Origin of the sequence: Nocardiopsis mangrovi (genome assembly GCF_042653925.1) — a bacterium.
Taxonomy (GTDB): domain Bacteria; phylum Actinomycetota; class Actinomycetes; order Streptosporangiales; family Streptosporangiaceae; genus Nocardiopsis_B; species Nocardiopsis_B mangrovi.
The window spans coordinates 14,572-35,704 of record NZ_JBHSFQ010000030.1; the positions used below are offsets into that span (position 1 = coordinate 14,572).

The window sequence follows — 21,133 nt, forward strand, 5'->3', positions numbered from 1 at the left end:
TTCACACCGGTATCAAGGTCAAGGAGTGGTGCGCGTGTTGATCGGGGAGCTGAGCCGGCTGACCGGGGTCCCGGCGTACCGGCTGCGCTACTACGAGTCCCAGGGCCTGCTCGAACCCGGCCGCGGCGCCAACGGCTACCGCGATTACGACGACGCCGCCGTTGTGACGGTGACGCAGATCAGGAGGCTGCTCGACGCCGGGCTGTCGACCCGGGAGATCGGGTTCCTGCTGCCCTGCGCCACTGGCGCGGACCCCGTTCTGGAGCCCTGCCCCGAACTCCTCACCGCCCTCAGAAGGCGCCTGCGCCGGCTGGACGAGCACATCGACACGCTCGACCACTCCCGCCGGGTGCTCCGCGACTACATCGGCGCCGCTGAGCGCCGGATCCCGCAGGGCCACCGCGAATGCGCCCCCACCACCGCGGAGCCGGCCCCGAGCTGACCGGGTGGCGTCCACGCACGCTCTTCATCCCGCACCGGAACTCGAAGAGGCGCCACGGCTCGGCGTCCTCGCCGGAGGCAATGTCGGCGTCCAGGGGCGATCCGTCGGTCAGCCTCCGCTGGTAGTCGAGGGTGCCGATCACGGCGAGCGGGTGCGGGTCGGGCCCGGCGTCGTCGGCGCCGCCCTCGTCGTAGGGCTGCGGCCGGCCGGCGGACGCGCCGGGCTCGGGCGCGACCGGGCAGACCTGCGAGGGCGGGGGCGGCTCGGGGCCGAGACCGGGCAGGTTCCCGGACAGCACGAACACCAGCGCGACGGCCGGCCCGAAGGCGAGGCCCCACCAACCCGCACGCGGCGACATCGCCGCACGGTGGTACTCCGGTCCGGCGCGTACCGCCGCCCCGGCCGCCATCCCCCGCCCCATCCGTGGGTCCCGCACCGGGCTGCCCGCCCCGCGGCCGCCTGTACAGCGGGTGGACGCCTATGGACCACTCCTCAGCCGAACCCATTATGTGCATACGTATGCACATGATGCTAGATTGGCGTGCCGTGGACCAGCGCAACCGATGGCGCCGGCGATCGGATCACGGGAGGCCGACGATGCTCGGGGTACTGCGGAACCGGACCTACCGGCACCTGTTCACCGCCCAGGTCGTGGCGCTGGTGGGCACCGGGCTGGCCACGGTGGCGCTGGGGCTGCTGGCCTACGACATCGCCGGCGCGTCCGCGGGAGCGGTGCTCGGGACGGCCATGACCATCAAGATGGTGGCCTACGTGGGCATCTCCCCGTTCGTCGGCGCGGTTGCCGACCGGGTGCCGCGCCGGGCCCTCCTCGTCTCCGCCGACCTCATCCGCGCGGCCGTCGCGCTGTGCCTGCCGTTCGTCGACTCCGTCTGGCAGGTCTACGCACTGATCTTCGTGCTCCAGGCGGCCTCGGCCTCGTTCACCCCGGTCTTCCAGGCCGCCATCCCCGACGTCCTGCCCGACGAGCGCGACTACACGCGCGCCCTGTCGCTGTCGCGCCTGGCCTACGACCTGGAGAGCCTGTTCAGCCCCGCGCTGGCAGCGGCGCTCCTGACGCTGGTCACCTACCAGGGGCTGTTCGCCGGCACCGTCGCGGGGTTCCTCGCCTCGGCCGCACTGGTGGTCTCCGTCCTGCTGCCCAAGGCGACCCCCTCCGAGCGGAAGGAGGGGGTGCTGCGCCGGACCACCCTGGGCGCCCGCGTCTTCCTGGCCACCCCGCGCCTGCGCGCGCTGCTGGCCATGAACCTGGCCGTCGCCGCGGCGAGCGGCACCGTTATCGTCAACACCATCGTCATCGTCCGCGACGTCCTGTCCCGTTCCGAGGGGGACGTGGCCGTCGCACTCGGCTGCTACGGCGCGGGATCCATGCTCGTGGCGCTCGGCCTGCCCCGCGTCCTGGACCGCCTCGGCGACCGGCCGGTCATGCTGCCCGCCGGTTTCCTGCTCGCCGCGGTCCTGTCCGCGGCGGCGGCGATCGTGTCCGCGGACCCGGGCACCGCCTGGCCCCTGCTCCTCGCGGTGTGGGCGCTCCTCGGCGCCGGCACCGCGCTGATCCTCACCCCCGGGGCGCGCCTGCTGCGCCGCTCCTGTGGCCCGGCCGAACGGCCCGCGGTCTTCGCCGCGCAGTTCTCCCTCTCCCACGCCTGCTTCCTCATCACCTACCCCCTGGCCGGGTGGCTGGGCGCGGCGGCGGGCATGGGCACCACGCTGCTCCTTCTGGCCGGGCTGACCCTGGCGGCGGCGCTGGCCGCGGTCCGCGCCTGGCCCGCAGGCGATCCCCGCACCCTCCCCCACGTCCACACCGGCCTGGAGCCCGGCCACCCCCACCTGCACGACGCCGAAACCGCCGAGGCGGGGTGGGGGCACACCCACACCTTCGTCATCGACGACCTCCACGAGCGGTGGCCGACCCGCGCCGGCGAACCGGTCGACGCCCGCTGACCCCGTGGTGCGCGCCGGGGCCCGGGACGGCCGCCGCCCCGGGCCCGGCGGGCGGGGGCGGCGACGGCGCGTCCGCACCTGCGGCGGCCCGTCGCCGGCGGCGCCCGGCGCCCGTCAGTCGAGGTAGACGGCGTCGTGGAACCGGATCTCCGCGCGGAGCATGCCGGTGAACCACGCGTGGACCGTGGCGTCGGGGAGGTCGGCGGGGAGCGCGTCCACCTCCCCGCGCAGGAACGCCACCTGGTCGGTGAACGGGGAGCGGGCGTGCAACTCGATCCAGTCCTGGACCATCGGCGGCCGTGCCACGTCGCGGTCCGCCGCAGCCGAACACCAGGTCAGATACAGCTGTTCGGCCGCGAACATCGCGACGACGATCGCCGGGTAGCCGTGGTCGGCCGCGCCCGCCAGCACGTGGTCGGACAGGGTGTCGGCGGCGCGCCGCCCTTCGGCGCTCAGCCCGGCCCGGACCGGCCATTCCTCGCGGGCCCGGGCGAAGTAGTCCCGCTGCTCGGTGACCAGGCCGTGCAGGGAACGGGCGTGGCCCACCGCCGCCTCCCAGCCGGGCGCGTGCCACACGGCCGCTCCCAGCACGCGCGCGGCGGTGTGCACGAACCCCTCCTCGATCAGCAGGTAGCGCGCGTAGGCGACGGGGTCGACCCGGCCGGCGGTGAGGTCGGCGAGCAGCCGCGCCCCCGCGGCCCGGTCGAGTTCGTCCGCCGTCGCGGCGAGCAGCCGCTCGCTGCGCGTCGCACCGGCCCGGATGCCCGCGCCGTCTCCGGAGTGCGCGCCGGTGCCGGGCACGGCACCGGCGCCTCCCCCGGTGCCGCCGCTCCCGCTCCCGGGCGCCCGCGCCCCGCCGGTCAGCCGGTCAGCCATCGCACCAGCCCGTCGAAGACGCGTCCGTAGCCGTCCCACTCCTCGCAGAAGGCGGGCGGAGCCCAGTGCGGCGAGCAGTCGGAGGTGAACGCGGCGGTGCGCCCGCGCCCGTGCTCGCCGACCACCACGAGCGGGTCGCCGTTGATCGTGGCCAGGGTCGCGGCGCCGCCGCGCGCGGTGACGCGGTTGTAGCCGAGCAGGTGCGGCCACGTCCCGCCGGCGCCGCCGAGGGCGGGGTGGGCGGCGTCGACCGCAACGGGCTCGGCGCCGGCGGGAAGCTCCACCCGGTCGTCGTCGGGCAGCAGCTCCACCGGCAGGGCGTCGGCGATCGGGGTCTGCCGGAACGCGGCCTTGGCCTGGAAGCCCGTGAAGGACAGGTAGCCCCCGATCATCAGCAGGGCGCCGCCGTCGGCCACCCAGGCGGCCAGGTTGGCCAGGCGGTCGCGGCCGCGCTCGGAACGGTCGAGGACCGCCGGGTCGAGCTGGATGGAGTTGGCCCCGATGTCGGAGAGGATCACCAGGTCGTGGGCTGCGAGCGCCGCGGCGTCGCCGGGGAAGTCCGTGGGGACGAGGTGGGCGGGCAGGTGGGTGACCGTGTGCCCGGCCGCGGTCAGGGCGTCGCGCAAGGGGCCGACCCCCTCCACGTAGGAGTGCACGGTGAACGAGTCCACCCCCTTGACGTGCGTCGATTCGGTCATCCAGCTCTCGCCGGCGATGAGGACGCGACTCACGAGGGCTCCTTTCCATTCGGTGCCGGCGCGCGGTTCGCGCCGGTCTCGGTGATCACGGGGCCGGCGGTCACGCGCCGCCGCGGGCGGCGGCCTCGAAGAGCGAACGCGGGTTCGCCGTCAGCACCCGGTCGACGGCGGTGGCGTCCGCGCCCAGGTCGCGCAGCCGCTCGGCGAAGAGCACCGGCACATACGCGAAGCCGTTGCCGCCGTAGCGGGTCAGCATGCTCTTCAGGAAGACGTCGTGGCTGAGCAGCAGCCGGCCCCCGTGGCCGGCGCCGATGAGCCCGTGCACGGCGAGGGCGGTGTCGGCCGGCGCCGGCGACTGGCCCTCGCCGGGGTAGCGGAACGCCATGCCCACCATGTCGAACTCCAGCCACACGCCCCGCTCGGCGACGGCGCGCTGGTAGCCGGGGTCGCCGCCGGAGGGGTCCATGTGGCACAGCACGACCGCCCCCGGTGCCACGCCCTGCTCGTCGAGCACGATGTCGAGCACCTCGAAGGCGCGCCGCTGCCAGCCGGGCAGGTGCACGAACAGCGGGACGCCCACCTCGCGCTGCGCCGCGCAGGCCGCGCGCAGGGCGGTCCGCTCGGCCGGGGTGAACGCCGGGGAGACCCCGATCTCGCCGATGACGCCGGGCCGGACCTCCCCGGGGCCGGCCGCGCGGAACTCCGCGGCCAGTTCGGCTGCCAGCGCGTCGACCGTCGCCGTCGCGAGGTGGGGCGGGTGGAACCGCTCCAGGTACCAGCCGGCGCCCATGATGACGTTGAGGCCGGTCCGCCGGGCGATCCCGCGCAGCGCCGCGGGGTCGCGGCCGATGCCGGGCGGGGTCAGGTCGATCACGCTGCGGCCCCCGGCCGCGGCGAACACCTCCAGGTCGGCGGCCACGGCGTCGGTGTCGTCGAGCACGCAGTGGTCGCGGCAGGCGTAGGGGTCCTCGCGCAGCAGCCAGGCCAGCTCGGGCGTCACCGCGGCGTCGGCCAGGAACGCCCGCTCGGGCCGGCCGGGCGGCACGACCGCGGCCCGCAGGTCGTTGGCCAGGTGCTCGTGGGGCAGGGTCAGGCCGAGCCGGTCGCTGCCGATCGTGCCCGTGACCGTGCGCACCTCCACCGCGTCCACCGCGCCGCTCATGTGCCCCTGCCCAGCAGGGTGGCCGCCAGCCGGCCGATGTCGCGGCCGCGCAGGTTGATCCAGATGGCGAGGATCAGCACGCACCCGGTGATGATCGGTGTGAGGAAGGGGCTCATGCCCAGCAGGGTCAGCCCGTTGGCGATCGCCCCGGTGATCACGGCGCCGATGACCGTCCCCGCGATCGAGCCGCGCCCGCCGAAGAGGTCGGTGCCGCCGAGCACCACGGCGGCGATGACGGTCAGCTCGAACGCCTGCGCGGAGTTCGCCGACCCCGACCCCAGCCGGGCCGCGATCAGCAGCCCCGCCACCCCGGCGGCCGCGCCGGTGAGCATGAGCGCGAGCATCTTGATCCGCCGGGTGTCGACCCCGGCCCGGCGCACCGATTCCTCCTGGGAGCCGATGCCGGTGACGTACTGGCCGAAGCGCGTCCGGTGCATGAGCACCGCGCCGAGAACGGCGACCACCAATGCGATCCAGGCCGACGCGGAGAACCCGAGGAAGCCGGCGTCGCCGATCCGGGCCAGGAACAGCCGGCTGTCGATCGGCACCGAGAAGCCCTCGGTCCGCAGCAGCGCGATGCCGCGGATGACGGACATGGTCGCCAGCGTCACCACGAACGGCGGGATGCGGTTGTAGGCCGACAGCCAGCCGTTGACCACGCCCCAGAAGGCGCCCGCGGCGATGCCGATCACGATGACCAGCGAGGAGTCCAGCCCCGAGACCAGCAGTTCGGCGGAGACGGCGGCGACGAAGGCGATGGTGGAGCCCACCGACAGGTCGATCTGCCCGGAGGTGATGACGAACGTCATCGCCACGCCCACGATCACCACGGGGGCGATCTGGGTGGCCAGGTTGGACAGGTTCCCGAAGGTCAGGAAGGTCGGCTCGACCATGCCGAACAGGGCGAACAGGGCCGCTGTGACGCCGAGCATGATCAGGGTGGCCTTGTTGGTGCCCCGCCACAGCGCGGCCGCGCGCCCGGCCGGGCCGCCGGGCCCGTCCTCGCGCGCCGGCCCCGCCGCGGGCGCGGGCGCGGTCTCGGTGGTCATGAGTGGGTCTCCGTTCCCAGCGCGGCGGGTTCGTGCGCGGGCTCCGCGTCGGCCCGGGTGATCAGGGCGACGAGCTTCTCGATGTCCAGGTCGGAGATCCGCGCGTCGTCCACGCTGCGCCCCTCGTACATGACGGTGATGCGGTCGCACACCCGGAAGAGGTCCTGGAGGCGGTGGGTGATGAGGATGACGCCGACCCCCCGGGCGGCGACCTCGCCGATCAGCCGCAGCACCGATTCCACCTCGGCGACGGCCAGCGCGGCCGTGGGCTCGTCGAGGATGAGGACGTCGGGCCGGGTCGAGACGGCGCGGGCGATCGCCACGGTCTGGCGCTGCCCGCCGGAGAGGGTGCCGATCTCCTGGCGGGTCGAGGTGACCCGCACGTGCAGGTCCGCCAGGATCCGCGCGGACCGGGCGTGCATCTCCCGCCGGTCCAGGAACGGCCCTTTGCGGGGTTCGCGGCCCAGGAACAGGTTGCCGGCGACGTCGAGCGTGTCGCACAGGGCGAGGTCCTGGTAGACGATGCCGATCCCGGCGCGCCGGGCGTCGGCGGGGCTCGCGAACCGCGCCTTCTCGCCCTTGACCAGGATGTCGCCGTCGTCGTGGCGGACCGCGCCGGCGAGGACCTTCATGAGGGTGGACTTGCCGGCCCCGTTGTCGCCGACGAGCCCGAGCACCTCGCCGCGGGCGAGGGTGAGGTCGACGCCGTCGAGCGACCGCACGGGCCCGAAGGACTTGCGGATACCGCGCAGCTCGACGAGCGGCTGTTGGTCGCTCATGTCACTTCTCCAGGTAGTAGAGGTAGTCCTCGAAGTTGTCGGGGGTGACGATCTGGATCGGGACGGGCACCTCGGCGTCGGTGTCCTCGCCGCACGCCAGCCGGATCGCCGATGCCATGGACGCGTAGCCGAACTCGAAGGTGTTCTGCTGGACGACCCCGCTGATCCACCCGTCGCGCAGGCCCTCGACGGCGGGCTCCGACAGGTCCCAGCCCACGACGTTCACGCGGTCGGTGGCGTCCTGCCCGCGTACGGCGGCGGCCAGGCCGATCAGGGCGGGCTCGCCGGTGGCGTAGATGTAGGTCCCGTCGGGGTCCCCGGTGAGCAGGTTCTCGGCGGAGGTCTGGGCGTCCTCCTGGATGTTGCGGCCGTCAACCACGGTGTCGACGGCCATGCCGCCGTCCTCCACCGCCTCGGTGAAGCCCTCCTGGCGCTCCAGCTGGATGGTGCTGTTGAGCGCGCTGACGATGTCGACCTCGCCCTCGCCGCCCGACTGCGCGAGCAGGTGCTCGCCGATCTGCCCGCCGCCTTCGCGGTTCTCCACGCCGACCTGGACGGACACCGCGGGGTCGTCCACGGTGGCGTCGACCGCAACCACGGGCACGCCCGCGGCGTCGGCCGCGCGGATCGCGGGCTTGATGCCCTCGGTGTCGATGGCGTCGACGATGACCGCGTCGGCGCCTCCGGCGACCAGGTCGCTGATCGCGTTGGCCTGGGTGACGGCGTCGTCGTCGCCGTTGACCACCTGCAGCGTGGCCCCGGCCTCGTCGGCGACGCGCTGGGCGCCGCTGATGATCTGGTTGAAGAAGAGGGCCTGGAGGTTGATGGTGACCAGGCCGATCTCCAGCGGTGCGCCGTCGGCCTCGCAGGCGGTGGGGACGTCCTCGGGGTCCGGCGGCCCCTGGGCGGCGGCCGCCTCCTCGGCGGCCTGCTGCTCGCGGACCTCGGCGTCGCAGGCGGTACCGGCCAGCAGCAGGAGCGCGCACAAGGCCGCGATCCCCGGATTCCTGATCATGGTGTGCTCCGAATCGGCGTGGGCGGTCGGTCGGGGTCGGCGGGCGCGGACAGCAGCGCCTCGACGGCGTCGCGGCCGGGCGCGCCGCGGGCTCCGGGGACGGTGCAGGACAGGGCCGCCGCCGCGGCCGCCCGGCGGGCGGCCGCGGCGGGGGCGAGCCCGGCGTCGAGCCCGGCGAGGTAGGCGCCGGAGAAGCAGTCGCCGGCCCCGGTGGCGTCGACCGCGTCGACGGGGAAGGCGGCGCCCCGCCCGGTCTCGCCGCCGGGGCCGAACAGCCGCCAGCCGTCGGCGCCGTCGGTGACGATCAGGACGACGCCGTGCCCGGCGGCGAGTTCGGCGGCGGTGTCCTCGACCGGGCCGAACAGGGATTCCAGCTGGGCCCGCCCAGCGACCGCGTGCCCCGCGCTGGAGAGCGCGGTGCGGGCGGCGTCGGGGTCCGCGCAGCCGTCGAGGTCGACGAAGAGCGACGTCCGGCCCCCGGGGTCGGCGAGCGCGAGCGCCGTCGCGGCCCCGGGCCAGCGGTAGCCGTCGAGGTAGAGCCATCCCCCGCCGCGGGCGGCCAGGCGCCGGACCCCTGCGGCGATGCGGGCGGCGTCGAGGTCGTCGTCGCGGCTGATGACGGCGCGTTCTCCGTCGGGGGTGACCAGGACGACCGCGGTGGCGACGGCGGCGTCGGTGTGGCACCAGGAGGTGTCGACGCCGTCGGCGGCCAGCGCGGCGAGGAAGTCCCGGTCGGCCGGCGCCGTGCCGACGGCTCCGCCGAAGGCGGCCCGCGCGCCCATGCGGGCGGCGGCGACGGCGGCGTTGGCCCCCATGCCGCCGTGGCGGTGGTCGATCGCGGTCGCCTGCACCCGGTCGCCGCCCTTGGGGAGGGCGGGGACGCGGGCCACGACGTCGACGTTGGCGTAGCCGCAGAAGAGGATCACGGGAGGTCGGCCCCCGCGCGTTCGGCGGCGGCGGTCAGTTCGCGCACCTTGCGGGGGTCGACCCGGCCCCACCAGCGGTTGTTGTCCTTGAGCGAGGAGGCGACGATGACCCCGTCGCAGGCCGGCAGGAGGCCGCCGATGTTGCCGGCGCTGATCCCGGAGCCGATGACGACCGGCAGCCGGGTGTGGGCGGTGATGCCCTCGACCTCGCCGAGGGAGGCGGCGTCGCCCGTCCGGGAGCCGGTGGCGATGAGGACGTCGGCGTCGAAGAACTCGGCGTCCTCGGTCTGCTCGGCGAGGGTGCGGTCGGCGACGATGGCGTGGGAGCCGTGCTTGACGTGCACGTCGGCGAAGACCCGGACGCCGTCGGCGCCGATCCGGTGCCGGTAGCGGGTGGCCCGGGCCGCCTGGCCCTCGATGATGCCCTCGTTGGCCACGTAGGCGTTGGCCCACTGGTTGACGCGCACCCACCCGGATCCGGCCGCCCACGCCGAGGCGATGGAGCACTCGGCGGCGTTGGACAGCACGCTGACCCCGACCCCCCGGCCCGTCGATTCGCGCACCCGTGCGGTGACGACCGCCATCGCGGCGGCGGTCTCGTACCCGTGCTCGCCGGGCTTGAGGAAGGGGATGTCCCAGTGGTTCTCGACGATGACGCCGTGGCAACCGTTTTCACGATAGGCCGCCGCCTCCTCGATCGCGAAGCGCGAGATATCGTCGAGGGGCTGCCCGCGGTAGTGCGGGCTCCCCGGCAGCGGCGGGAGGTGGACGGCCCCGATGACCACGCGTGATGTCCCGAAGAGTTCCTGGATGGCGTTGTCCTTGAGCGGGAATACGCCGGGCTGCTGATGCTGCACCATGATCCTCACACCGATGTAATCGATTGCCGAAGAAGGTGCTGAGAATGTACGACCGCGTTCCGGCGCCGGTCAATACCTATGCTGTAAACCCGCAGTTAAGCCGCAATTCCCCCCACTCATGGAAGGCACGCGCGTGCACCGCGTAACCATCGCCCAGGTGGCGGCCCGAGCCGGTGTCTCAACGGCCACGGTGTCCCGGGCGCTTTCGGGCAACCGCCCGGTCTCAGCGGAGATCCGCCGCAGGGTCGACGCCGCGGCCGGGGAACTCGGCTATGCGGGCAACACCATCGCCAGCGCGCTGCGGCGCAGCCGCACCGACACCGTCGGCATGGTCGTCCCCAGCATCCGCAACCCGTTCTTCACCTCGCTGGTCGAGAGCGTGGAGCACGCCCTCCAGGACCAGGGCAAGCAGCTCTTCCTCTGCGATTCCCGGCAGGACGTCGCGGTCGAGGCGGGGCACCTGCGCTCCCTCGCCGCCCGCCAGGTCGACGGCATCATCATCAGCCCGTGCCACGGCACCGGCAGCACCCCCGCCGTCGAGGCCGCGGCCGCGGCCATCCCCCTCGTCCAACTGGACCGCCACGTCGCCGGGACCAACACCGACTGGGTGGGCGTCGACGACGGCGTGTCCATGCGGCTGGTCCTGGACCACCTGCACGCCGCGGGCGCGCGCTCGGCCGCGTTCATCAGCTCGACGCTGACCAACTCCTCGACCGAGCTGCGCCTGGCCGGGTTCCGCCGGCAGACCGAGCGGCTGGGCATGCGCACGCGCGACGCCTGGATCCTGCTGGGCGACTACTCGGTGGAGTGGGGCCGGCGCGCCGCCGGCGACCTGCTCGCGGGTCCGGGCCTGCCCGACGCGATCGTGTGCGCCGACGACCTCATCGCGCTCGGGGTGCTGCGCGCCTGCCGCGACCACGGGGTCGCCGTGCCCGCCGACGTCCAGGTCACCGGCTATGACGACATCGACTTCGCCGCGCTCTCCGAGCCGGGGCTGACGACCGTCGGCCAGCCGCGCGACCGCATCGCGGCCGAAGCGGTCCGGCTGCTGGCCACCGCCGCCGGCACGGGTGCGACCGCCGCCCACATCGCCCTCGCGCCGACCCTGGTCGTGCGGGAGAGCACCGCGCCCGTGCCGCCGCCCGGCCCGGCCCCGGCCGGTACGCCCGGCGCGGCGGCGGCGCCCGTGGCCGGCTCGGAGGTGCGGATCCGCACGGGTCAGCCCAGGTCGAGCAGGTCCGAGGCGGGCGCGCACCAGGAGTCGAGCAGCCGGCCGTAGACGTCGACCGCCTGCTCCAGGCGGGTGAGCGAGCACCACTCGTCGACCACATGGCACTGGGCGGGCTCGCCCGGCCCCAGCACCACCGTGCCCGCGGCGCCCAGCGACCGTGCGAGGACCGAGGCGTCGGTGAAGAACCGCGCCGGCGGCGACGGCTCGTCGTCGAGCCCGGCCGCGCGCAGCACCGCGCGCGCGGCACCGACGAGGGGCGAGTCGAGCGGCGTGCTCACCAGCGGGAGGTCGACCAGGTCGGCGACCTCCACCTCGGGCCCGACGATCTCGCGGACCCGCCCCCGCAGCTCCGCGGGCCCCGCTCCCGGCACCGTGCGCAGGTCCAGCAGCAGTTCGGCGGCGTCGGGGACCACGTTGGGCTGGGTCCCCCCGCTCATGCGCCCCACGTTGGCCGTCACCGCGCCGAACCCCTCGCTGTGCGGCCAGCCCGGCGCGTCGTGCAGCGCCACGGCCGCCCGCGCCAGCGCGACCACCGCGTTGCGGCCCAGATCGGGGGCCGACCCGTGCGCGGAGACGCCGCGCGTGCGCAGCCGCAGCCACAGCGCGCCCTTGTGCGCGCGGACCACGCGGTTGGCGGTGGGCTCGCCCACCACCAGCCAGCCGCCGCCGCGCAGCAGGCCGCCGGGGATGCGGGCGGCGCCCTCGCACCCGGTCTCCTCGCCCGCGGTCAGCACCACCTGCACACCGCGGCATCGGTGCGGCCGGGCGCGGTGCGCGCGCAGCGCCACCAGGAACGCCGCGACGCCCGACTTCATGTCGCTGGCCCCGCGGCCCACCAGGTGGTCGCCGTCGGTCTCGGCACGCCACGGATCCCCGTGCCAGTCACGGGCGTCGGCCGGGACGGTGTCGAGGTGGCCGGTGAAGGTCAGCGGCGGCGCCCCGGCCTCCTCGGGAGTGACGGCGACCACCTGCTCGCGGCCCTGTTCCCAGCCCACCATGCGGGTGGACAGCCCTGCGTCCTCCAGCACGCCGGCGGTCAGCGCCGCCGCCGCGCCCTCGCCGGCCGCGACCGTGTCCAGGGCGATGAGCGCCCGCACCAGGCCGACGGCATCGCGTTCGTGCTCCACGTCACCCTCCGCTCTCCCCGGGACGGGGCCGGGGGAAGATCATCATAGGAACGCCGCCAGTGGCGGCACCACGGGGTGCCCCGCCGCTGTGAGATTCTGGACGCATGGCGGAGGGGGGAACCGGGGAGGCGGCGGTCCGCCGCGGCCGTCCCGGCTACGACCAGGCGACCGTCCTGCGGCGCGCGATCGAGCTGTTCAACCGCCAGGGCTACGACGGGACGAGCATGGGCGACCTCGCCAAGGACCTCGGCCTGAGCAAGTCGGCGATCTACCACCACGTGCCCGGCAAGGAGCACCTGCTCGCCGCCGCGCTCGACGAGGCCCTGGACGGCTTGAGCGCGGCCGTCGACTCCGCGGTCGCCGACACCGCCGGGGAGAGCGCCTACACCCGCCTCCAGACGGTCGTCCGGCAGTCGGTCGAGATCCTGGTGGCGCACCTGCCGGCCGTCACGCTGCTGCTGCGGGTACGCGGCAACAGCGAGGTCGAGCTGGCGGCGCTGGAGCGCCGGCGCGCCATCGACGAGAAACTGGCGGGCCTGGTCCAGGGGGCCGTCGACGAAGGCGCGCTGCGCGCCGACATCGACCCCGATCTCATCAGCCGGCTCCTGTTCGGCATGGTGAACTCGCTGACCGAGTGGTACCGCCCCGGGGGTCCCGTCGACGCGCCGGTGCTGGCGTCGGCCATCGCGTCGCTGGCGTTCGAAGGGCTGGCTCGGCCGGAGGCGAGGTAGGCGCCGGACGTCAGGCGTCAGGCGTCGAAGTCCACGGTGACGGCGTCGCTCGCGGCCGACGCCTGGCAGGTCAGGATGAACCCCTGGGCGAGTTCGGACGCGTCGAGCGCGTAGTTGCGCCGCATGCCGGCCTCGCCCGCGACCAGCCGCGCCCGGCAGGTGCCGCACACCCCGCCCTTGCAGGCGAACGGCAGGTCGCCGCGGACGGCCTGCGCGCCGTCGAGGATGCTGCGGCCCCGCGGCAGCGGCGCTGTGGTCGTGCGGCCGTCGAGGACGATCGTGACGTCGCTGGTGTCGCCGGCCGCGACCGGGTCGGCGCGGTGCGGCTCCGGCGGCGGCTCGTCGACGAAGAACAGCTCGGCGTGGACGCGGCCGGGCGCCACGCCCAGTTCCGCCAGGACCTCGCGGGCACCGGTGATCATGCCGAAGGGGCCGCACAGCCAGACGTGGTCGAGCGACCCCAGCGGCACGAGCGCGGTCAGCAGCCGGCGCAGCCGGCCGGTGTCGAGCCGCCCGGAGAACAGCTCGACGTCGCGCGGCTCCCGCGAGAGCACGTGCACGAGGTCGAACCGCGGCCCGTACCGGTTCTTCAGGTCGGCCAGCTCCTCGGCGAACATCACCGACCCGGCCGTGCGGTTGCCGTAGAGCAGCGTCATGCGGGCCGCGGGGTGCGCCAGGACGCTCGACGCGATGGAGAGCAGGGGCGTGATACCGGATCCGGCGGCGACGCACAGGTGGCGCCCGCCGGCGGAGGGGTCGGCGCACATGGCGCCGGTGGGGGTCCCGACGTCGATCCGGTCGCCCGGCCGCACGTCGTGCGCGAGCCACGTGGAGAAGAGGCCGCCGGGGATCTCGCGGACGCCGATGCGCGGCCGGTCGCCGACGGCGGCGCAGATGGAGTACGAACGGCGGTGCTCGCGCCCGTCGACGACGCGGCGCAGCGTGAGCGACTGGCCGGCCCGGAAGGCGAACGCGTCGCGCAGCCCGGCGGGGACGTCGAACCCGACGGCCACCGCGTCGTCGGTCAGGCGGTCCACCGACGCGACGGTGAGCGTGTGGAACGCGGCACGGGTCCGGCGGGCCGGCGGGGAGGTCGTCGGGGGCACGGTCGGTCAGACCTCCTTGACGTGCTGGAACGGTTCGAGGCAGGACGCGCAGCGGTAGAGCGCCGTGCAGGCGGTGGGGCCGAACTCCGACACCGGCTCGGTGTCGCGCGCACCGCACCGCGGGCACGCGAGGTCGCGCCGCACGGGCAGCAGGGTGAGCGGGACGGGGCCGCCGCGGTGCGGTGCGGGGCCGGGGGCGGAGAGCCCGTGTTCGGCGAGCGCCCGCCGGCCGCGCGGCGTGATCCAGTCGCTCGACCAGGCCGGGTGGAGGCTGACGCGCACCCGGACCGCGGGGAACCCGTGGTCGCGCAGCCGGGCGACGAGGTCGTCGCGCATGGCGGCCATGGCCGGGCACCCGGAGTAGGTGGGCGTGATGGTGGCGGTCACCGTGCCGTCGCCGGCGAGGTCGACGCCGCGCAACACGCCCAGGTCGGCCAGTGTCAGCATCGGCATCTCCGGGTCGGCCACCGATTCCGCGGCGCGGCGCGCGGTGTCCAGGAGGCCCGAGCGGGTCGCGGTACCGTCCGCCATGGCGCTCACCACCGCCCCAGGGGGTGGGCCCGCGCCACGCCCTGCATGTCGGCCAGCATCGGGGCGAACGCGGCGGTGTGCGCGCCGTCGCGGCCGCGCGCGCCGTCCGCGCCGGCGGGCGCGGCAGCGGGCGGGCGCCCCACCCCGCTCGCCGCGAAGACCTGGTCGAGTACCGTGTCGACCTCCGCCGCGACGTGCGCCGGATCGACACCGACGCCGGAATCGGCGGCGGCGCGCTCCACGGCGTGGCCGGCGAACAGCTCGCCGCGGAGGGGCCACACGCCGGCCAGGCCCGCTGCCACCCGGCGGCGGGACTCGCCGGTGCCCCGGGCGAGGGTCACGAACCAGCGGCCGGCGTAGTCGCGGTGGTAGGCGAGCTCCTTGACGCCCTTGGCCGCGACGGCCGACAGCACGCTGTCGCGGCTGTCGCGGAGCCGCTGGAACAGCGCGAGCCGCCAGGCCGAGAACACCAGCAGCCGCGCGGTGGTGGCGCCGAAGTCGCCGTTCTCGGCCTCGGCCAGCCACACGTTGCGGAACTCCCCTTCGGCCCGGAAGAACGCCAGGGCGTCCTCGGGCGGGACGGGCGAGCCCGCCGGCAGTTCCGGGACCAGCGAGGGGTCGGCGGCGGCCGCACGCGCCAAGAGCAGCCGCGCCTGGCCCAGCAGGTCGAGGGCGATGTTGGCCAGGGCGATGTCGTCTTCGAGGTCGGGGGCGCTGCCCGTCCACTCCCCGAGGCGCTGGGACAGCACGAGCGCGTCGTCGCCCAGCATGAGGCAGTACGCCCCCAGCCGCCGCGGGTCGACGCCGTCGGGGACGGTGGTGTCGACACCCGCGAGGGGGTCCTCGAAGTCGGTGCCGAAGGCCCACCGGGACGGGTCGCCGCCGAGCAGCCCGTCGTAGACGGAGCCGCGGCCCGCTTCTTCAGCCATCGGGGTCCTCACATGTGGGGGACGTCGTCGGGGATCTCGTAGAACGTGGGGTGGCGGTAGACCTTGTCGCCGCTGGGTGCGAACAGGGGGTCCTTCTCGTCCGGGCTGGAGGCCGTGATGTCGCCGGCGCGCACCACCCAGATGCTGACGCCCTCGTTGCGCCGGGTGTAGACGTCGCGCGCGCGGCGCACCGCCATCTCGTCGTCGGCGGCGTGCAGGGAGCCGACGTGCACGTGGTTCAGGCCGCGCTTGCCGCGGACGAACACCTCGTACAGCGGCCATTCGCCGTCGACCGCGCCGCCGGCGCTCATCGGCCGTCCTCCTCGGGCCGCGGGCCGCGCCGGGCGAACGCCATGGCGGCGTCGCGCACCCACGCGCCCTCCTCCCACGCGCGGCGGCGGTGTGCCAGGCGCTGCGCGTTGCGCGGCCCGTCGCCGCGCAGGACCGCCTTGAACTCCGCCCAGTCGGGCTCGCCGAAGTCGTAGGACCCGCGCTCCTCGTTCCAGCGCAGATCGGGGTCGGGCGGCGTGACGCCGAGCGCCTCGGCCTGCGGGACCGTCATGTCGACGAAGCGCTGCCGGAGGTCGTCGTTGGTGTTGCGCTTGATGTTCCAGGCCATGGACTGCGCGGTGTTGGGGGACTCCGCGTCGGGCGGGCCGAACATCATCAGCGACGGCCACCAGAACCGGTCGACCGACTCCTGCACCATGGCGCGCTGCTCATCGGTGCCGCGCATCATCGTGGCGAGCAGTTCGTAGCCCTGGCGCTGGTGGAACGACTCCTCCTTGCAGATGCGGATCATGGCCCGCCCGTAGGGGCCGTAGGAGGTGCGGCACAGCGGGACCTGGTTGCAGATGGCCGCGCCGTCGACCAGCCAGCCGATCGTGCCGACATCGGCGTAGGTCAGGGCGGGGTAGTTGAAGATCGAGGAGTACTTCTGCCGCCCGTCGATCAGCTTGCGCATGAGGTCGGCCCGGGCGACCCCCAGCGTCTCGCACGCCGAGTACAGGTACAGCCCGTGCCCGGCTTCGTCCTGGACCTTCGCCAGCAGGATGGCCTTGCGCCGCAGCGACGGGGCGCGGCCGATCCAGTGGCCCTCGGGCTGCATGCCGATGATCTCGGAGTGGGCGTGCTGGGCGACCTGGCGTACCAGCGTCCTGCGGTAGGCGTCGGGCATCCAGTCGCGCGGTTCGATGCGGTCGTTGCGGCGGATGGTGTCCTCGAACGATGTGAGCAGCGGATCCTCGGCCACCTCGGGTGGCTGCGCCATGTCCCCTCCCCACGGAAAGCCCTGCGCGACCGATTTACTGACCGAACGGTCTGTAATAGTCTGGCACGCGTCAGCCGGTCGCGCAATGAAGGGAACGGGGAACACAGCCGATGAGCGCACTGCTTGAGAGCTATGCCGCGGGGTCGTGGTTCCGTGCCGCCGACGACGGCGCGCCGCTGCTCGACGCCGCCACCGGCGACGAAGTCGCCCGGATCTCCTCGACCGGCCTCGACCTCGACGCCATGGCCGCCCACGCCCGCAACGTCGGCGGCCCCGCCCTGCGCGCGCTGACCTTCCACGAGCGGGCGAGCCTGCTCAAGCGGCTGGCCAAGCACCTCTCGGCCGACAAGGACGAGCTGTACGCGCTCTCGGCGCGCACCGGCGCGACACTCCGCGACTCCCAGATCGACATCGACGGCGGCTTCGGCACCCTCTTCAGCTACGCGAGCAAGGGGCTCCGGGAGCTGCCCAACGACACCGTCGTCCTCGACGGCGGCCTGGAGCGGCTCGGCCGCACCGGCGTCTTCGTCGGCCAGCACGTCCACACGTCCCGCCCCGGCATCGCCGTGCAGATCAACGCCTTCAACTTCCCCGTGTGGGGCATGCTCGAGAAGCTCGCCCCCGCCTTCCTCGCGGGGCTGCCGACCATCGTCAAGCCCGCCGGGCAGTCCGCCTACCTGGCCGAGGCCGTCGTCCGGCGCGTCATCGCGTCCGGCATCCTGCCCGAGGGCACCCTGCAACTGCTGTCCGGCGGTCCGCAGGGGCTGCTCGACGTCCTCGGCCCGCAGGACTCGGTGGCGTTCACCGGCTCGGCCGCCACCGGTTCCGCCCTGCGCCGGCACCCCGCCGTCCTCGACCGCGGCGTCCGCCTCGGGGTCGAGGCCGACTCCCTGAACTGCTCCATCCTCGGACCCGATGTCGGCCCCGACGACCCCGAGTTCGCCCTGTTCGTCAAGGGCGTCGTCACGGAGATGACCGTCAAGGCCGGCCAGAAGTGCACCGCGATCCGCCGCACGATCGTCCCGGCGGGCATCGCCGACCGGGTCGCCGAGGCCATCGCGGCGCGGCTCGCCGCCGTCACCGTCGGCGACCCGCGCAACCCCGACGTCCGCATGGGCGCGCTGGCGGGCCTGGGCCAGCGCGACGAAGTGCGCACGGCCGTGCGGGCGCTGCGCGCCTCGGCCGAGATCGTCTTCGGCGACCCCGACTCCGTCGACGCGATCGACGCCGACTCCGCCAAGGGCGCCTTCATGTCGCCGATCCTGCTGCGCGCCGGCTCCGACGCGCCCGAGCCGCACGAGGTCGAACCGTTCGGCCCCGTCAGCACCCTGCTCACCTACCGGACCGCGGATGAAGCCGTCGCGCTCGCCGCCCGCGGCAAGGGCAGCCTGGCCGGCTCCGTCGTCACCCGCGACCCCGACATCGCGCGCACGGTCGTGCTCGGCCTCGCGCCCTGGCACGGGCGCATCCTGGTCCTGGACCGCGACGCCGCACCGGAGTCCACCGGGCACGGCTCGCCCCTGCCGACCCTCGTGCACGGAGGGCCGGGCCGGGCCGGCGGCGGCGAGGAGCTCGGCGGCATCCGCGGCGTCCTCCACCACATGCAGCGCACGGCGATCCAGGCCTCGCCCGACCTGCTCACCGCCATCACCGGGCGGTGGACCGCCGGCGCCGCCCGGCTGCCCGACGACGAGCACCCGTTCCGCAAGAGCCTCGCCGAGCTGCGGATCGGCGATACCGTCCGATCCGCGGCACGCGAGGTCACGCTCGCCGACATCGAGCACTTCGCCGAGTTCACCGGCGACACCTTCTACGCGCACACCGATCCCGTTGCGGCGGCGGCCAACCCGCTGTTCGGCGGGATCGTCGCGCACGGCTACCTGGTGGTGTCCCTGGCCGCCGGGCTGTTCGTCGACCCCGCCCCCGGCCCGGTGCTGGCGAACTTCGGGGTCGACGGCCTGCGCTTCCTGACCCCGGTCAAGGCGGGCGACACGATCGACGTCACGCTCACCGTCAAGCAGATCACCCCGCGCATCAGCGCCGACTACGGCGAGGTCCGCTGGGACGCCGTGGTCGCCAACGGCGCGGGCGAACCCGTGGCCACCTACGACGTCCTCACACTCGTCGCCAAGACCCGTTCAGACTGACCCGGCGGGCCACGCCGGCCAAGGATCGCCGCGGGCCACGCCGCCGGGAACCGCCGTGCACCGGACCGACCGACCGGCGGCCCGTTCCCGGCCCGTGAAGGGGCCGGGCCCCAGCCGTGAGGGGGCCGGACCCGGGCCGGTTCCGGCCGTCGCGCGTCCGTCCGCCCTCCCCTGGACGGGAAACACCGTCCACGGCCACCGAGATCAGCGTCCGGGGCGGTCGTCCACGATGCGGCGCATCTTTCCCGCGGACCGCTCCACGGCGCCGGGGGCGACCACGTCGACGCCGACGCTCACCCCGATCGCGTCCTTCACCCGGCGTTTGAGCAGGGTGCCCGCCTGCGCCGCGCCCTCCGCCGTCACCGCGGCGCGGCGTTCGACGCGGACCGTCAGCGAGTCCAGGCTGCCGGTACGGGCGAGCACGCACTGGAAGTGCGGCGACAGGTCCGGCATGCGCAGGATCAGCTCTTCGATCTGGGTCGGGAACAGGTTCACGCCGCGCAGGATGATCATGTCGTCGGTGCGGCCGGTGATCCGCTCGATGCGGCGCATGGTGCGCGCGGTGCCCGGTAGCAGCCGGGTCAGATCGCCGGTCCGGTAGCGGATCACCGGCATCGCCTGCTTGGTCAGCGAGGTGAGCACCAGCTCGCCGTGTTCGCCGTCGGGCAGGACCTCGCCGGTGAGGGGGTCGATGATCTCGGGGTAGAAGTGGTCCTCCCACACGTGCAGGCCGTCCTTGGTCTCCACGCACTCGCTCGCCACGCCCGGGCCGATGACCTCCGAGAGGCCGTAGATGTCGACGGCGTGCATGTCGAGCCGTCGCTCCATCTCCCCGCGCATCGCCTCGGTCCAGGGCTCCGCGCCGAAGATCCCGGCGCGCAACGAGGTCGACCGCGGGTCGATGCCCTGCCGCTCCATCTCGTCGACCAGAGCGAGCATGTACGAGGGGGTGGCCATGATGACGTCGGGCCGAAGGTCGTCGATCAGCCGCACCTGCCGCTCCGACATCCCGCCCGAGGCCGGCACGACGGTGCAGCCCAGCCTCTCGGCCCCGTAGTGGGCGCCGAGTCCGCCGGTGAACAGGCCGTAGCCGTAGGCGTTGTGCACGGTGTCCCCGGCGCGCCCTCCTGCGGCGCGGATGCTCCGGGCCATCACGTCGCCCCACGTCTCCAGGTCGCCGCGGGTATAGCCGACCACCGTGGGCGTCCCCGTGGTCCCTGAAGACGCGTGCACCCGCACCACCTGTTCCCGGGGCACGGCGAACATCCCGAAGGGGTGGTTCGCCCGCAGGTCGCCCTTTGTGGTGAACGGCAGCCGGCCCAGGTCCGACAGCTCCACGACGTCCTCGGGCCGCACCCCGGCGGCGTCGAACACGGACCGGTAGTGCGCGACATTGCCATGGGCATGCCGCACCGACCACCGCAACCGCTCCGCTTGGAGCGCGCGCAACTCATCGACGGAAGCGGCCTCGACAGGATCAAGCCCATCCTGCCGCGAACCCACACCACGCACAGCGCCTCCCGGGGGGACGAGGAGCAGTCCCTCCACCATGCCAAATCGACGGGCTCCGGAACAGGTCTCGAACCGCGCAACCGGAACGGCCGGCCGGGCCGGGGATCGGCGGGGCCGGCCGGCCGCGTGGGTCACCCCGTGGGGAAGGGCTCCCCCAGGGCTTCGGCGATGGCGGCGCGGGCGGCGTCCTCTTGGGCGTTCTTGGCCTCGGCCTTCTCGGCGATGTCGGTGGCGGTGGCCGGGGTGACCACGGCGACCCCGTCGTCGTCGCCGAGGACGTAGTCGCCCGGGGAGACGACCACGCCGCCGATGGCCACGGGGACGTCGAGGGCGCCGGGGCCGTTCTTGTAGGGGCCGGCCGGTGTCACGGCGCGGGCGAAGACCGGCATCCCGAGGGCGCGGATGACGGCGACGTCGCGGACCGCGCCGTCGAGCACGAAGCCCGCGCATCCGGCGGCCTTGGCGCGGCCGGCGATGAGCTCGCCGATCAGCGCGCGGGTCTCGTCGCCGCCGCCCGCGACCACGATGACCTGCCCCGGCCGCACGGCCTCGATGGCGCGGTGGACGTAGAGGTTGTCACCCGGGCGGGTGAGAACGGTCAGGGCGGGACCGGCCAGGCGGGCGCCCTCCCAGGTGGACCGCACGGCGGAGTGGCAGACGTTGAGCCGTTCCATGGCGTCGCCGATGTTGGCGACGGGCAGGCGCGACAGGCGTTCCAGGGCGGGTGAGTCGGTGGTGGTCATCGCGGTCGTTCTCCGTTTCGGTGCGGACGCCCCGGAC

21 protein-coding genes are annotated in these 21,133 nt (G+C 74.5%); 5 read left to right on the top strand and 16 right to left on the bottom strand.

From position 1 onward, the window contains the following. The first annotated feature begins 28 nt into the window (after positions 1–28). The gene (locus ACFO4E_RS23850; RefSeq protein WP_378578458.1) at positions 29–442 is read left to right on the top strand and encodes a MerR family transcriptional regulator; all 414 of its coding nucleotides are present in this window, start codon (positions 29–31) and stop codon (positions 440–442) included. 597 nt (positions 443–1,039) lie between these two features. After that, entirely contained in the window at positions 1,040–2,404 is a 1,365-nt protein-coding gene (locus ACFO4E_RS23855) for an MFS transporter (protein WP_378578459.1), read from the top strand. 114 nt (positions 2,405–2,518) lie between these two features. Here ACFO4E_RS23855 and ACFO4E_RS23860 read toward each other — a convergent pair whose 3' ends face one another. The 8 genes from ACFO4E_RS23860 to ACFO4E_RS23895 form a co-directional block, all read right to left on the bottom strand. Further along, positions 2,519–3,205 (bottom strand): TenA family protein, encoded by a 687-nt coding sequence (locus tag ACFO4E_RS23860; protein ID WP_378578461.1) that lies wholly within the window; start codon positions 3,203–3,205, stop codon positions 2,519–2,521. A gap of 59 nt (positions 3,206–3,264) precedes the next feature. Then, complete coding sequence (locus tag ACFO4E_RS23865; protein ID WP_378578462.1) at positions 3,265–4,011, bottom strand: glutamine amidotransferase; 747 nt, start codon at positions 4,009–4,011, stop codon at positions 3,265–3,267. Positions 4,012–4,078: 67 nt separating this feature from the next. Continuing rightward, on the bottom strand, positions 4,079–5,140 hold the full coding sequence (locus tag ACFO4E_RS23870; protein ID WP_378578464.1) for a phosphotriesterase family protein: 1,062 nt from the start codon (positions 5,138–5,140) through the stop codon (positions 4,079–4,081). After that, entirely contained in the window at positions 5,137–6,189 is a 1,053-nt protein-coding gene (locus tag ACFO4E_RS23875; RefSeq protein WP_378578465.1) for an ABC transporter permease, read from the bottom strand. Before ACFO4E_RS23875 ends, ACFO4E_RS23870 begins: the two co-directional genes overlap by 4 nt. Beyond that, positions 6,186–6,968, bottom strand: a complete 783-nt coding sequence (locus ACFO4E_RS23880) for an ATP-binding cassette domain-containing protein (RefSeq protein ID WP_378578466.1) — start codon at positions 6,966–6,968, stop codon at positions 6,186–6,188. Before ACFO4E_RS23880 ends, ACFO4E_RS23875 begins: the two co-directional genes overlap by 4 nt. A 1-nt stretch (position 6,969) precedes the next feature. Continuing rightward, entirely contained in the window at positions 6,970–7,983 is a 1,014-nt protein-coding gene (locus ACFO4E_RS23885; RefSeq protein ID WP_378578468.1) for a substrate-binding domain-containing protein, read from the bottom strand. Beyond that, on the bottom strand, positions 7,980–8,909 hold the full coding sequence (locus ACFO4E_RS23890) for a carbohydrate kinase family protein (RefSeq protein WP_378578469.1): 930 nt from the start codon (positions 8,907–8,909) through the stop codon (positions 7,980–7,982). The genes ACFO4E_RS23885 and ACFO4E_RS23890 overlap by 4 nt, the downstream gene beginning before the upstream one ends. After that, positions 8,906–9,769, bottom strand: coding sequence for a BtpA/SgcQ family protein (locus ACFO4E_RS23895; protein ID WP_378578471.1), 864 nt, complete (start codon positions 9,767–9,769; stop codon positions 8,906–8,908). The genes ACFO4E_RS23890 and ACFO4E_RS23895 overlap by 4 nt, the downstream gene beginning before the upstream one ends. A 133-nt stretch (positions 9,770–9,902) precedes the next feature. Between ACFO4E_RS23895 and ACFO4E_RS23900 the strand changes: the two genes are divergently transcribed. Further along, complete coding sequence (locus ACFO4E_RS23900) at positions 9,903–11,048, top strand: LacI family DNA-binding transcriptional regulator (protein ID WP_378578472.1); 1,146 nt, start codon at positions 9,903–9,905, stop codon at positions 11,046–11,048. On the opposite strand, the gene ACFO4E_RS23905 is transcribed toward ACFO4E_RS23900, so the two are convergent. After that, positions 10,988–12,127: a M20/M25/M40 family metallo-hydrolase gene (locus ACFO4E_RS23905; RefSeq protein WP_378578473.1), complete on the bottom strand. Its 1,140-nt coding sequence runs from the start codon at positions 12,125–12,127 to the stop codon at positions 10,988–10,990. The genes ACFO4E_RS23900 and ACFO4E_RS23905 overlap by 61 nt on opposite strands. Positions 12,128–12,231: 104 nt before the next feature. Between ACFO4E_RS23905 and ACFO4E_RS23910 the strand changes: the two genes are divergently transcribed. Then, the gene (locus ACFO4E_RS23910; RefSeq protein ID WP_378578475.1) at positions 12,232–12,858 is read left to right on the top strand and encodes a TetR/AcrR family transcriptional regulator; all 627 of its coding nucleotides are present in this window, start codon (positions 12,232–12,234) and stop codon (positions 12,856–12,858) included. 17 nt (positions 12,859–12,875) lie between these two features. Here the strand turns inward: ACFO4E_RS23910 and paaE are convergent, their stop codons facing one another. The 5 genes from paaE to paaA are packed head-to-tail and all read right to left on the bottom strand — an operon-like array spanning position 12,876 to position 16,694. Further along, positions 12,876–13,964, bottom strand: coding sequence for a 1,2-phenylacetyl-CoA epoxidase subunit PaaE (gene paaE, locus ACFO4E_RS23915; RefSeq protein WP_378578476.1), 1,089 nt, complete (start codon positions 13,962–13,964; stop codon positions 12,876–12,878). Between the two features lie 6 nt (positions 13,965–13,970). Continuing rightward, entirely contained in the window at positions 13,971–14,495 is a 525-nt protein-coding gene (paaD, locus tag ACFO4E_RS23920; protein WP_378578478.1) for a 1,2-phenylacetyl-CoA epoxidase subunit PaaD, read from the bottom strand. A gap of 5 nt (positions 14,496–14,500) precedes the next feature. Then, positions 14,501–15,424 carry a 1,2-phenylacetyl-CoA epoxidase subunit PaaC gene (gene paaC / locus ACFO4E_RS23925; protein ID WP_378578479.1) on the bottom strand — a complete coding sequence of 308 codons (924 nt, stop codon included), beginning with the start codon at positions 15,422–15,424 and terminating at the stop codon, positions 14,501–14,503. 8 nt (positions 15,425–15,432) lie between these two features. Beyond that, complete coding sequence (paaB, locus tag ACFO4E_RS23930) at positions 15,433–15,735, bottom strand: 1,2-phenylacetyl-CoA epoxidase subunit PaaB (RefSeq protein WP_378578480.1); 303 nt, start codon at positions 15,733–15,735, stop codon at positions 15,433–15,435. Continuing rightward, positions 15,732–16,694 carry a 1,2-phenylacetyl-CoA epoxidase subunit PaaA gene (gene paaA / locus ACFO4E_RS23935; RefSeq protein ID WP_378578482.1) on the bottom strand — a complete coding sequence of 321 codons (963 nt, stop codon included), beginning with the start codon at positions 16,692–16,694 and terminating at the stop codon, positions 15,732–15,734. The genes paaB and paaA overlap by 4 nt, the downstream gene beginning before the upstream one ends. A gap of 110 nt (positions 16,695–16,804) precedes the next feature. Between paaA and paaZ the strand changes: the two genes are divergently transcribed. After that, the gene (gene paaZ, locus ACFO4E_RS23940; protein ID WP_378578483.1) at positions 16,805–18,841 is read left to right on the top strand and encodes a phenylacetic acid degradation bifunctional protein PaaZ; all 2,037 of its coding nucleotides are present in this window, start codon (positions 16,805–16,807) and stop codon (positions 18,839–18,841) included. 204 nt (positions 18,842–19,045) lie between these two features. On the opposite strand, the gene paaK is transcribed toward paaZ, so the two are convergent. Beyond that, positions 19,046–20,392 (bottom strand): phenylacetate--CoA ligase PaaK, encoded by a 1,347-nt coding sequence (gene paaK / locus ACFO4E_RS23945; RefSeq protein WP_378578485.1) that lies wholly within the window; start codon positions 20,390–20,392, stop codon positions 19,046–19,048. Between the two features lie 92 nt (positions 20,393–20,484). Beyond that, on the bottom strand, positions 20,485–21,096 hold the full coding sequence (locus ACFO4E_RS23950) for an RraA family protein (protein ID WP_378578486.1): 612 nt from the start codon (positions 21,094–21,096) through the stop codon (positions 20,485–20,487). Positions 21,097–21,133 lie beyond the last annotated feature (37 nt).